This is a genomic window from Streptomyces sp. NPDC056628, from assembly GCF_042792555.1.
Lineage (GTDB): Bacteria > Actinomycetota > Actinomycetes > Streptomycetales > Streptomycetaceae > Streptomyces.
This window is the reverse complement of sequence record NZ_JBHTWG010000007.1, coordinates 121,463-133,862: the sequence shown is the minus strand read 5'-3', so window position 1 is coordinate 133,862 and position 12,400 is coordinate 121,463. Positions and strand designations below refer to the sequence as shown.

Sequence of the window (12,400 nt, the reverse complement as noted above, 5' to 3'; positions counted from 1 at the left end):
GAGCCGCACCTGTGAGCAGTGCCGACGACCAGACCGTGTCCCAGGAGACCGCCAGCGCCGAGCTGCGTGCCGACATCCGCCGGCTGGGTGACCTCCTCGGCGAGACACTCGTCCGCCAAGAAGGCCCGGAGCTGCTGGAACTCGTCGAGAAGGTCCGCCGCCTCACCCGGGAGGACGGCGAGGCCGCCGCCGAACTGCTGCGCGGCACCGAACTCGACACCGCGGCCAAGCTGGTCCGCGCCTTCTCCACCTACTTCCACCTGGCCAACGTCACCGAACAGGTCCACCGCGGCCGCGAACTGCGCGCCCGGCGCGCCGCCGAGGGCGGCCTGCTCGCCCGCACCGCCGACCGGCTCAAGGACGCCGACCCCGAGCACCTGCGGCAGACCATCCAGAACCTCAACGTGCGCCCCGTCTTCACCGCACACCCCACCGAGGCCGCCCGCCGCTCCGTCCTCAACAAGCTGCGGCGCATCGCCGCCCTCCTGGAGACGCCCGTCCTCGAAGGCGACCGCCGCCGCAACGACACCCGACTGGCCGAGAACATCGACCTCGTCTGGCAGACCGACGAACTGCGCGTCGTCCGCCCCGAGCCCGCCGACGAGGCCCGCAACGCCATCTACTACCTCGACGAACTGCACGCCGGCGCCGTCGGCGACGTCCTCGAGGACCTCACCGCCGAACTGGAACGCGTCGGGCACAAGCTCCCCGACGACACCCGTCCCCTCACCTTCGGCACCTGGATCGGCGGCGACCGCGACGGCAACCCCAACGTCACCCCCCAGGTGACCTGGGACATCCTCATCCTCCAGCACGAACACGGCATCAACGACGCCCTGGAGATGATCGACGAGCTGCGCGGCTTCCTGTCGAACTCCATCCGCTACACCGGCGCCACCGACGAACTCCTCGCCTCCCTCCAGGCCGACCTCGACGCCCTCCCCGAGATCAGCCCCCGCTACAAGCGCCTCAACGCCGAAGAGCCCTACCGGCTCAAGGCCACCTGCATCCGCCAGAAGCTGGAGAACACCAAGACCCGCCTGGCCCGCAACACCCCGCACGAGGCCGGCCGCGACTACCTCGGCACCGGCGAACTGCTCTCCGACCTCACCCTGATCCAGAGCTCCCTGCGCGAACACCGCGGTGGCCTCTTCGCCGACGGACGCCTGGACCGCACCATCCGCACCCTCGCCGCCTTCGGCCTCCAACTCGCCACCATGGACGTCCGCGAACACGCCGACGCCCACCACCACGCCCTGGGCCAGCTCTTCGACCGGCTCGGCGAGGAGTCCTGGCGCTACGCCGACATGCCCCGCGACTACCGCACCAAGCTCCTCGCCAAGGAACTGCGCTCCCGGCGGCCCCTCGCCCCCACCCCGGCACCCGTCGACGCCGCCGCCGAGAAGACCCTCGGCGTCTTCCAGACCGTCAAGCGGGCCCTGGAGGTCTTCGGACCCGAGGTCATCGAGTCCTACATCATCTCCATGTGCCAGGGCGCCGACGACGTCTTCGCCGCCACCGTCCTCGCCCGCGAGGCCGGCCTGCTCGACCTGCACGCCGGCTGGGCCAAGATCGGCATCGTCCCCCTCCTGGAGACCACGGACGAGCTCAAGGCCGCCGACACCATCCTGGAGGACATGCTCTCCGACCCGTCCTACCGGCGCCTCGTCGCGCTGCGCGGCGACGTCCAGGAGGTCATGCTCGGCTACTCCGACTCCTCCAAGTTCGGCGGCATCACCACCAGCCAGTGGGAGATCCACCGCGCCCAGCGCCGGCTGCGCGACGTCGCCCACCGCTACGGCGTCCGGCTGCGCCTCTTCCACGGCCGCGGCGGCACCGTCGGCCGCGGCGGCGGCCCCTCCCACGACGCGATCCTCGCCCAGCCCTGGGGCACCCTCGAAGGCGCCATCAAGGTCACCGAACAGGGCGAGGTCATCTCCGACAAGTACCTCGTCCCCTCGCTGGCCCGCGAGAACCTGGAACTGACCGTCGCCGCCACCCTCCAGGCCTCCGCGCTGCACACCGCGCCGCGCCAGTCCACCGAGGCGCTCGCCCGCTGGGACGCCGCGATGGACGTCGTCTCCGACGCCGCGCACACCGCGTACCGCAAGCTCGTCGAGGACCCCGACCTGCCGACGTACTTCGTCGCGTCCACCCCCGTCGACCAGCTCGCCGACCTGCACCTCGGCTCGCGGCCCTCCCGCCGCCCCGGCTCCGGCGTCTCCCTCGACGGGCTGCGCGCCATCCCCTGGGTGTTCGGCTGGACCCAGTCCCGGCAGATCGTCCCCGGCTGGTTCGGTGTCGGCAGCGGCCTGAAGGCACTGCGCGAGGCCGGCCTGGACACCGTGCTCGACGAGATGCACGGGCAGTGGCACTTCTTCCGCAACTTCATCTCCAACGTCGAGATGACCCTCGCGAAGACCGACCTGCGCATCGCCCGCCACTACGTCGAGACCCTCGTCCCCGAGGAGCTCCAGCACATCTTCGCCACCATCGAGGCCGAGCACGAACTCACCGTCCGCGAGGTCCTGCGGGTCACCGGCGAGAGCGAACTCCTCGACGCCCAGCCCGTCCTCAGGCAGACGTTCGCCATCCGCGACGCCTACCTCGACCCGATCTCCTACCTGCAGGTCGCCCTGCTCAAGCGCCAGCGCGACGCCGCCGCCAGCGGCGCCGACCCCGACCCGCTGCTCGCCCGCGCCCTGCTCCTCACCGTCAACGGCGTCGCCGCCGGCCTGCGCAACACCGGCTGACCCGCACGACGGCAGTGCCCCCGCGCCGGCACCGGCACGGGGGCACTGCCATCACACCGCGCGGGTCAGGCCCGCGGCCGCCTCACACGATCACGTACGCCCCCGTCAGCAGGGCCACGCCCGTGCCCGCCAGGAGCCAGGCCAGCCGGGCCCGGCGCAGACCGCCCGCCGCGACCACCGACGCCAGCAGCAGCGCGCCCCCCAGCGGCACCCACGCGTAGAGCACACCCGCCGGACCCGAACGCACCACCTCGTCCGTCCCCGGCTTCACCACCACCGCGTACGTCTCCCCCTTGCGCACCGCGACGCTCTTCTCGATCACCGCCGAAGCGCGCGCCCGCGACCCCGCCGACACCGGCGTGTACGGCCCGCCGCACGTGTCCGCGCCGCACCGGACCACCTCGATCGTGCCGTGCTCACGGCCCTTGGCGAGCATCACGTGCTGGGCACTGCCCCACGACCCCCACACACCCGCGACCAGGATCAGCAGCACCACCGCCCCCATCACCACGATCCGCCCGAACCGCAGCGCGGAGACGGCGCCCTGACTGGAGACAACGGCAGAAGGCATGGCCGCGATCTTTGGCCATGCCCCTGCGAACGGTCAACTTCGGGTCGGCTGTACGGACCGACACGTCACGAGTTGTACGTGCTTTGCGCCCGCTCCAGACCCTCGGTCACCAGACACTCCACCGCGTCCGCCGCCCGGTCCACGAAATAGTCCAGCTCCTTGCGCTCCGCCGCCGAGAAGTCCCTCAGCACGAAGTCCGCCACCGGCATCCGGCCCGGCGGACGCCCCACGCCGAACCGCACCCGGTGATAGTCGGAACCCATGGCTTTTGTCATCGACTTCAGGCCGTTGTGCCCGTTGTCCCCGCCGCCGAGCTTCAGCCGCAGCGTGCCGTAGTCGATGTCCAGTTCGTCGTGCACGGCGACGATGTTGCCCAGCGGCACCTTGTAGAAGTCGCGCAGCGCGTTCACCGGGCCACCCGACAGGTTCATGTACGACATCGGCTTCACCAGCACCACCCGCCGGTTCGCCGGACCGGGCGGGCCGATGCGCCCCTCGACGACCTGCGCCTGCGCCTTCCCGGCCCGCTTGAACTTGCCCCCGATCCGCTCCGCCAGCAGATCCACCACCATGAACCCCACGTTGTGCCGGTTCCTGGCGTACTCGGGCCCCGGATTACCGAGACCGGCGATCAGCCACGGCGCACTCGGATCGGTCGTCACGTCCACGTCTCCATTGATACGCGCCGGCCGCCGCCCCCGGAGGGACGGCGGCCGGCGAACACGACGGCGGAACCGGAACGGCTCCCGCCACGACTCGAGGATCAGGCCTCGGCGACGTCCTCGCCCTCGGCCTCGGCGCCCTCGGCGGACTCCTCGGCCTGCGCGGCCAGGACCTGCAGCACGACGGTGTCGTCCTCGACGGCCAGCTTGGTGCCCTTGGGCAGCTCGATGTCCTTGGCGAGGATCGAGGCGCCGGCCGCGAGGCCCTCCACCGACACGGTGACCGACTCGGGGATGTGCGTGGCCTCGGCCTCGACCGGAAGGGCGTTCAGCACGTGCTCGAGCAGGTTGCCGCCCGGGGCCAGCTCGCCCTCGGCGTGCACGGGGATCTCGACCGTGACGGTCTCGCCGCGCTTGACCAGCTGCAGGTCGACGTGCTCCAGGAAGCCCTTCAGCGGGTCGCGCTGCACGGCCTTCGGGATGGCCAGCTCGTTGGTCTTGCCGTCGATGTCCAGCGCGATCAGGACGTTCGGCGTACGCAGCGCCAGCAGCAGGTCGTGGCCCGGAAGCGTCAGGTGCAGCGGGTCGGAACCGTGCCCGTACAGCACACCCGGAACCTTGTTGTCACGACGGATACGACGGGCCGCACCCTTGCCGAACTCGGTACGGAACTCGGCGGAGATCTTCACCTCGGACATGACGATCACTCCTCGTAGAAGTAGAACGGACGGGGTCACCCGGCCACGAACGGCCTGCTACGAAGAGCGCGTCGATAACGGACCACCGCATCCCGCAACGGGAAACGGCCTCCCTCGCCGAGCAACTGCAGCAGTCTACTCGGACCCGGAGGCCGTTCCCAAAACGATCTCTACAGCTCGTCCTACTGCTCGTCGAACAGGCTCGTCACCGAACCGTCCTCGAACACCTCACGCACCGCGCTCGCGATCGTCGGCGCGATCGACAGCACCGTCAGCTTGTCCAGATCCGCCGCCAGCTCACCCGGAGTGGGCAGCGTGTTGGTGAACACGAACTCGCTCACCCGCGAGTTCTTCAACCGGTCCGCCGCCGGACCCGACAGCACACCGTGCGTCGCGGTGACGATGACGTCCTCCGCGCCGTGCGCGAAGAGCGCGTCCGCCGCGGCGCAGATCGTGCCACCCGTGTCGATCATGTCGTCGACCAGCACGCACACGCGGCCCTTGACCTCACCCACGACCTCGTGGACGGTCACCTGGTTCGCCACGTCCTTGTCACGCCGCTTGTGCACGATCGCCAGCGGCGCGCCCAGCCGGTCGCACCAGCGGTCCGCGACCCGCACCCGGCCCGCGTCCGGCGAGACGACCGTCAGCTTGTCCTTGTCGACCTTCCGGCCCACGTAGTCCGCCAGCAGCGGCAGCGCGAACAGGTGATCCACCGGGCCGTCGAAGAAGCCCTGGATCTGGTCCGTGTGCAGATCCATGGTCAGGATGCGGTGCGCGCCGGCCGTCTTCATCAGGTCCGCGATCAGACGGGCCGAGATCGGTTCACGGCCACGGTGCTTCTTGTCCTGACGGGCATAGCCGTAGAAGGGCACGATCACGGTGATCGAGCGGGCCGACGCACGCTTCAACGCGTCGATCATGATCAACTGCTCCATGATCCACTTGTTGATCGGCGCCGTGTGGCTCTGGATCAGGAAACAGTCCGCGCCGCGCGCCGACTCCTGATACCGCACATAGATCTCGCCGTTCGCGAAGTCGAAGGCCTTCGTGGGGACAACCCCGACACCCAACTGCTGGGCGACCTCCTCGGCAAGCTCGGGGTGGGCGCGGCCGGAGAAGAACATCATCTTCTTCTCGCCGGTCGTCTTGATCCCGGTCACAGCACTGTCTCCTCAGAGGTGTCTCAGCTGGGTGTGCACCTATCACGGTACGCCGTGTCCGACGCGCCCGTTTCCGGTCAGCCTTCGCTTCCGCCCTGCCCGGACGCCTCCTCAGCCGCCCGCGCCGCCGCACTCCCCGGACGCTTACGAGCCACCCAACCCTCGATATTCCGTTGCTGGCCACGGGCCACGGCCAGCGAACCGGGCGGCACATCCTTCGTGATCACGGACCCCGCGGCGGTGTACGCACCATCCCCGATCGTGACAGGAGCCACAAACATGTTGTCCGAACCAGTGCGGCAGTGCGACCCCACCGTCGTGTGGTGCTTGTCCTGACCGTCGTAGTTCACGAACACACTCGCCGCGCCGATGTTCGTGTACTCGCCGATCGTCGCGTCCCCCACGTACGACAGATGCGGAACCTTCGTCCCCTCACCGATCGACGCGTTCTTCGTCTCCACGTACGTACCGATCTTGCCCTTCGCACCCAGACGGGTACCCGGACGCAAATACGCGAACGGCCCCACCGACGCGCCCGCACCCACCACGGCACCATCCGCCACCGTGTTGTCCACCCGGGCCCCCGCCCCCACCCGCGTGTCCCGCAGCCGGCAGTTCGGCCCGACCTCCGCACCCTCACCCAGATGCGTCGCACCCAGCAGCTGCGTACCCGGCAGCACCACCGCGTCCTGCTCGAACGTCACCGCCACGTCGACCCACGTCGACGCCGGATCCACCACCGTCACCCCCGCCAGCATCGCCGCCGTCAGCAACCGGTCGTTCAGGATCCGCCGCGCCTCCGCCAGCTGCACGCGATTGTTGATCCCCGCGATCTCACGGTGATCCGCCGCCACCGACGCACCCACCCGGTGCCCGGCCTCCCGCAGAATGCCCAGCACGTCCGTCAGGTACTCCTCACCCTGACTGTTGTCCGTGCGCACCTTGCCCAGCGCGTCCGCCAGCAACTGCCCGTCGAACGCGAACACCCCGGAATTGATCTCCCGGATCGCCCGCTGCGACTCCGACGCGTCCTTGTGCTCCACGATCGCCGTCACCGCGCCCGACGCGTCCCGCACGATCCGGCCGTACCCCGTCGCGTCCGGCACCTCCGCCGTCAGCACGGTCACCGCGTTGCCGTCCGCCGCGTGCGCCGCCGCCAGCGCCGACAGCGTCGCGCCCGTCAGCAGCGGCGTGTCGCCACAGACGACCACCACCGTGCCCTCCACCGGACCGCGCAACTCCTCCAGAGCCATCCGCACCGCGTGACCCGTGCCGTTCTGCTGCGCCTGCACGGCCGTGCGCACACCGGGGTCGATCTCGGCGAGATGCGCGGTGACCTTCTCGCGGGCGTGGCCGACCACGACGACGAGGTGCTCGGGGTCCAACTCACGGGAAGCGGCCAGGACATGCCCTACGAGGCTGCGTCCGCAGAGCTCGTGGAGGACCTTGGGTGTGGCCGACTTCATACGGGTGCCCTCACCCGCTGCGAGAACGACGACGGCTGCCGGGCGAATGGCGCTCACGGGATGCCCTTCGGCTGTGATGGGGGAGGGGTGACATCCGCAGGATACCGGGGCGTTTCCGGGGCGACATGAGAGCGGGCCCCGACCCCGGAGGGGTCAGGACCCGAACGCTGCTCCCCCGTCAGGACTCGAACCTGAAATACATCATCCAAAGTGACGTGTGTTGCCAATTACACCACGGGGGAAAGCCCGGCTAATCGGACATCTCGTCGATCGGCTGGGTGGCTGCCAACACTATGCCGTACCAAGAGCCTTCGATGCGACGGTACAACTCGGCACCCCGCAGGACTTTGATCACCAGGCAACCCCGATAGGAGTCGCCCACGTTCTTGCGGACCGTCTTCGGGTTGTGTTTCTTGAGGGTCGTCTTGTGGAAGGCGGAGCGGTCCGCACCGACGAGGCCGGCCCAGTACTCCTCGGCGCCCGCGACGTCCGCGTTCTCGTGGATCAGGACGTGGAAGCGCAGACGCTCGCGCTCGACGCCGAGGAGGTCGAGCCACGCGAGGTACACCTGGATCATGCCGGGGTCGCTGTTGCAGAAGGTCACCTTCTCGCGCCGGTCGTACGGCTTGTCCTTGGTGCCCTCGGCCCAGTAGAGGCCCACGCCGACGAGGAAGAGCTCCCGCGCCGACAGCGCGGCGACGGCCTGGCGAGCGGCCTCCTTGGTCCGCCGCCGCTCCTCGTCACGGATGCGCAGCTTCGCCTCCCACCCCCTCCGGGAGATCTCCCGTGCCTCCTCCGGGGTCCTCGTGCGGTCCGGTTTGGGGAGGTCCCGCACCCAGAGGGAGATCGAGCTCTTCGAGCAGCCGAGTTCGAGCTGGATCCGGTCGTAGGTCCAGCCCCGTAGGCGCAGCTCGCGGGCGCGGTCGCGGAGGTCGTCCTTGGCGTTCGGGCGCCTGGTCCACGCCGGTGGGGGCTCGCCCTTCACCAGTTGGTTGAGGAGGTCGTTGTTGAAGATCTTCAGTTCGTCGCGGATCTGCCGAAGGCTGCGGCCCTGTCGTCGCAGCGCCACGGCCTGGTCCCGGAGGTCCTCGAAGTCCGCGTGCTTGCCGGATGCATGTGCCATGGGCACAGCGTCCGGGGGGAATCTGGGGTTCCGGGGGGCTGGGCGGGGTGGTTCAGCAGTTCGGGGGAATCCGGGGCGTTCCGTGCCGGGGTGGTCACTCGGTGTGGTCGTGGACGGTCCGTGAAAGTCGACGGAAATCGGGGGGTGTGCGCCCGTAGGCTGGAGGCATGACCAGGACGGGGGAAGAGCACGCCGGGGAGTCGCCGCCGGGGGCAGGGCCATGGTGGTGGAGCAGAGCGCGTGGTGCCGCGCTGGACGTGACGCTGGCTGTCGCGTCGGCGGTGGAGTGCGCGTTCGAGGGGGTCGGCTTCGCGCGGGACGCGGGGCTGCCGGTGCCGGTCGGGGTGGTGTTCGGGGCGCTGGCGGGTTCCGTGCTGCTGCTGCGGCGCCGCTGGCCGATCGCCGTGGTGCTGGTGTCGATCGCGGTGCTGCCGGCGCAGATGGGTTTCCTGCTGAGCATCGTCGGCCTGTACACGCTGGCCGCTTCGGAGTTGCCGCGCCGGATCATCGCGTCGCTGGCGGGGATGTCGTTCGTCGGCACGCTGATCGTGACGTTCGTGTGGGTGCGCCAGGACGTGGCGCGGGGGAGTCTGACGGTCGGCGACTGGGTGGTGCCGTTCGCGTCGGTGACGACGGCGATCGGGCTGACGGCGCCGTCGTTGCTGCTGGGGCTGTACGTGGGGGCTCGGCGCCGGCTGATGGAGAGCTTGCGGGAGCGGGCGGACAGTCTGGAGCGGGAGCTTCAGCTGCTCGCGGAGCGGGCGGAGGAGCGGGCCGAGTGGGCGCGCAACGAGGAGCGGACGCGGATCGCGCGTGAGATGCACGACGTGGTCGCGCATCGGGTGAGTCTGATGGTGGTGCACGCGGCGGCGTTGCAGGCGGTGGCGCGGAAGGACCCGGAGAAGGCCGTGCGCAATGCCGCGCTGGTGGGGGACATGGGCCGGCAGGCGTTGACGGAGCTGCGGGAGATGCTCGGGGTGCTGCGCAGTGGTGTGGCGTCCGGGGGTGCGTCGCGGGGTGCGGTGGTTCCGCTGGCGGCGGTGGGGGTGGTTGCGGCGGTGGCGGCGGATCGGGGGCGGGCGCGGGAGCCGGTCGCCGAGGGGCCGTGGTTGTCGGAGCTGGACGAGCTGGTGGGGCAGTCGGCGGCGGCGGGGATGGCCGTGGATCTGTCGGTGGAGGGGGAGTCGCGGGTGTACGCGCCGGAGGTGGAGCAGACGGCGTACCGGGTGGTGCAGGAGGCGTTGACGAACGTCCACAAGCACGCGGCGGGTGCGAAGACGTATGTGCGGCTGGCGCATCGGGTGTCGGAGATCGCGATGCAGGTGGAGAACGAGCCGCCGCCGGAGGCGGGGTCGGCGTCGTCGGCGCGGCTGCCGTCGGGGGGCAACGGTCTGGTGGGGATGAAGGAGCGGGTGTCTGCGCTGGGCGGGGTGTTCGTGTCGGGCCCGACGGACGCGGGGGGTTTTCGGGTGTCGGCGGTGATTCCGGCGGTCTGACCGGGGTCGTCGGCCTGGGTCAGGGGGCGATGAGGCGGGCGGGTTCGAGGCCGGTGACGAGGCCGGCGAGGGCCTGGTCGATGTCGCCTCCGAGGTACCAGTCGCCGGTGTGGTCGAGGGCGTAGACACGGCCTTCGGTGTCGATGGCGAGCAGGGAGTCGGTGTCGGTCTCGATGCCGAGGGGGCTGACGTCGGTGTCGAGGGCGCGGCCGAGGTCGCCGAGGGTGCGGGCCAGGTGGAGGCCGTGCAGGGGGTCGAGGTGGAGGGTGGCGGGGGCGATCTGGCGTCCGGGGCCGCCGGGGGTGATGTGGAGGCCGCCGAATTCGGCCCAGGCTTCGACGGCGGCGGGGAAGACGGTGTGCCGGTGGCCCGCGGGTGAGGTGTGGTCGCGCAGGGTGTCGGCCCAGATCTCGGCTTGTTTGATGTCCCAGCGTCCGGGTTGCCAGCCGGCGGCGCGCAGGGCGGCGTCGACGGGTACGGGGAAGCGGGTGGTCGAGGTGCGGTCGGTGTGCATCGGCTCTTCGTTCGTCGAGTGTGCCGGGGCCGGGTGGGGGGCGGGTGTCCGGGCGCGCGCGGCGGTGTGCGGTGGTGCGGGTGGGGGGTCAGTCGGCGGGCGGGGTGGGGTCGACGATGCGGACGCCGAAGTGGGCGCTGAGGGCGGTGCAGGCGCGGCAGGGGGTGACGAAGCTGCCGTGCAGGGGGTCGCCGTCCTCGCGGATGCGGCGGGTGGTGAGTTTGGCTTGTCTGAGTGCTTTGCGGGCTTCGCCGTTGGTCATGGGTTTGCGGGCGGCGCGTTTGCTGCGGGCGGTGTCGGCGGCGGTGATGTGCCGGGAGATGAGGATGGTCTCGGCGCAGCGTCCGGTGAAGCGGTCGCGTTCGGTGCTGGTGAGGGTGTCGAGGAAGTCCTGGACGAGGTGGTGCAGGGCGGGGGGCTGGTCGCCGCGGGCGGCGGTGCCGGTGAGGGTGGCGCCGCGGACGGAGAGGGCGGCGGCGACGGTGGGGAGTATGCCGTCGCGGCGGTGGAGGAGGGCGGGTGCGTGCGGGGTGCCGTCGGCGCTCCAGCCGATGCGGGGGTCGCCGGACCTGCCTGAGTGCGGGTCGGTCTGTGTCGCGTTCATCGTCATCATCCCCTCCTGAGCATCCCCCGTGCATGCTCTCGGACGTCACAGAGTGCCAAATGCCGTGGCGGGTGCGGAAGCTGGGGCGATGCGACACGCCCGTGTCGGGGCCTGCTGTCACGGTGGGGTGACGCCTTGTCACTGTGGTGGTAGGGGGTGTCACCTGTGCCGGTGACCGTTGTCGTCGTACCGCATAGGCTGTCGCCACCGCTTTCCATGCGGTGACGCGTGGACGCAGACGAGTCAGTCGATTCGGGGCGTTGTGACCGTGTGTGGTCATGGCGGGCCGGATCAGAACGCCGCAGGGGGCTACCGCCATGACGACAGGTCGGCTCGGGCTGGGGGATCCTCCCGGCCGCCAGGCCGGGGGGCACGCCGCGCCGCCGAACGCGGCCTACGCCGGGCAGGTCGTGCATTTTCCGGATCCGGTGCGGGCGGCCCGGCACCCGAGAGGGGTGCGGGTGGACGAGCGGGGTTATCCCGATTTCTCGCCGTACGCGCGGGCGGCTGCGGAGATCGCGGAGCCGCCGGAGGGTTTCGGCGTCGACGAGTTGCGGCTGACGGACTACGTGTCGGCGAACGCGGCGCTGGCGGCGTCGGGGCACGCGTTGTGGGACACGGTGCCGGCGGTGGCGACGCCGCACGGCTGGACGTGGCATCACGTGGCGGGGTCGCGGCGGCTGGAGTTGGTTCCGGTCGAGGTGAAGGCTCTGTTGCGGCATCACGGCGGTATCGCGACGTCGGGTGTGGACCAGGGGAAGCGTGGGACGCGGCCGTTGCAGGAGACGCGTCCGGCGCACTTCCGGCTGCCGAAGTCCGGTGTGGCGGTGACGGAGGCGCAGGCGCAGGGGGTCGAGGAGGATCTCGGGTACCGGTTGCCGGGTGCGTACCGTTCGTTCCTGAAGGCGGCGGGCGGGTGTGCCCCGGTGGGGACGGCGCTGGACGCGGAGTTGGGGCTGCTGATCGACCAGCCGTTCTTCACGGTGCGGGACGAGGCGGCGGTCAACGACCTGGTCTATGCGAACAAGTGCCTGCGGGACCATCTCACCAAGGACTATCTGTGTGTGGGGTTCGTGCAGGGCGGGCTGCTGGCCGTGAAGGTGAAGGGCGAGCGGCTGGGTTCGGTGTGGTTCTCGGCGTACGACGACGCGCGGGACGTGGATCCGTCGTGGTCGGTGGCCGAGCGGGTGGAGCGGCTGCTGCTGCCGTGCGGTGAGGACTTCGACGTGTTCCTGTCCCGGCTGGCGGGTTCTCCGCCGGAGTTGGAGACGGTGGCGAATCTGATGGTGGACGGTGGGTTCGCGCGTGCGGTGCCTGTCGAGGCCGCGGCTGCGGGGGAGTGAGCTTCGC

The 12,400-nt window shown here is 70.5% G+C and carries 11 protein-coding genes and 1 tRNA gene; 3 read left to right on the top strand and 9 right to left on the bottom strand.

The genetic code is table 11. The features are described 5' to 3' along the window. Positions 1 to 11 precede the first annotated feature (11 nt). Complete coding sequence (ppc, locus tag ACFRAC_RS12530) at positions 12 to 2,753, top strand: phosphoenolpyruvate carboxylase (RefSeq protein WP_382923863.1); 2,742 nt, start codon at positions 12 to 14, stop codon at positions 2,751 to 2,753. A gap of 82 nt (positions 2,754 to 2,835) precedes the next feature. Here ppc and ACFRAC_RS12525 read toward each other — a convergent pair whose 3' ends face one another. The 7 genes from ACFRAC_RS12525 to ACFRAC_RS12495 form a co-directional block, all read right to left on the bottom strand. After that, entirely contained in the window at positions 2,836 to 3,324 is a 489-nt protein-coding gene (locus tag ACFRAC_RS12525; RefSeq protein ID WP_382923862.1) for a hypothetical protein, read from the bottom strand. Between the two features lie 65 nt (positions 3,325 to 3,389). After that, positions 3,390 to 3,992 (bottom strand): aminoacyl-tRNA hydrolase, encoded by a 603-nt coding sequence (pth, locus tag ACFRAC_RS12520; protein WP_382923861.1) that lies wholly within the window; start codon positions 3,990 to 3,992, stop codon positions 3,390 to 3,392. 95 nt (positions 3,993 to 4,087) lie between these two features. Beyond that, positions 4,088 to 4,684: a 50S ribosomal protein L25/general stress protein Ctc gene (locus tag ACFRAC_RS12515; protein ID WP_382923860.1), complete on the bottom strand. Its 597-nt coding sequence runs from the start codon at positions 4,682 to 4,684 to the stop codon at positions 4,088 to 4,090. Positions 4,685 to 4,866: 182 nt separating this feature from the next. Continuing rightward, positions 4,867 to 5,847 (bottom strand): ribose-phosphate diphosphokinase, encoded by a 981-nt coding sequence (locus tag ACFRAC_RS12510; RefSeq protein ID WP_382923859.1) that lies wholly within the window; start codon positions 5,845 to 5,847, stop codon positions 4,867 to 4,869. Between the two features lie 77 nt (positions 5,848 to 5,924). Further along, complete coding sequence (gene glmU / locus ACFRAC_RS12505) at positions 5,925 to 7,370, bottom strand: bifunctional UDP-N-acetylglucosamine diphosphorylase/glucosamine-1-phosphate N-acetyltransferase GlmU (RefSeq protein WP_382923858.1); 1,446 nt, start codon at positions 7,368 to 7,370, stop codon at positions 5,925 to 5,927. A gap of 113 nt (positions 7,371 to 7,483) precedes the next feature. Beyond that, a tRNA-Gln gene (locus ACFRAC_RS12500) sits at positions 7,484 to 7,555 on the bottom strand. 8 nt (positions 7,556 to 7,563) lie between these two features. After that, on the bottom strand, positions 7,564 to 8,436 hold the full coding sequence (locus ACFRAC_RS12495) for a hypothetical protein (protein ID WP_382923857.1): 873 nt from the start codon (positions 8,434 to 8,436) through the stop codon (positions 7,564 to 7,566). 167 nt (positions 8,437 to 8,603) lie between these two features. Between ACFRAC_RS12495 and ACFRAC_RS12490 the strand changes: the two genes are divergently transcribed. Further along, positions 8,604 to 9,932, top strand: coding sequence for a sensor histidine kinase (locus ACFRAC_RS12490; protein WP_382923856.1), 1,329 nt, complete (start codon positions 8,604 to 8,606; stop codon positions 9,930 to 9,932). 19 nt (positions 9,933 to 9,951) lie between these two features. Here ACFRAC_RS12490 and ACFRAC_RS12485 read toward each other — a convergent pair whose 3' ends face one another. Continuing rightward, positions 9,952 to 10,446 carry an SUKH-3 domain-containing protein gene (locus tag ACFRAC_RS12485; RefSeq protein ID WP_382923855.1) on the bottom strand — a complete coding sequence of 165 codons (495 nt, stop codon included), beginning with the start codon at positions 10,444 to 10,446 and terminating at the stop codon, positions 9,952 to 9,954. Positions 10,447 to 10,534: 88 nt separating this feature from the next. Then, complete coding sequence (locus tag ACFRAC_RS12480; protein WP_382923854.1) at positions 10,535 to 11,050, bottom strand: YwqJ-related putative deaminase; 516 nt, start codon at positions 11,048 to 11,050, stop codon at positions 10,535 to 10,537. A gap of 317 nt (positions 11,051 to 11,367) precedes the next feature. Between ACFRAC_RS12480 and ACFRAC_RS12475 the strand changes: the two genes are divergently transcribed. Next, positions 11,368 to 12,393 (top strand): SMI1/KNR4 family protein, encoded by a 1,026-nt coding sequence (locus tag ACFRAC_RS12475; RefSeq protein ID WP_382923979.1) that lies wholly within the window; start codon positions 11,368 to 11,370, stop codon positions 12,391 to 12,393. Positions 12,394 to 12,400: the final 7 nt, after the last annotated feature.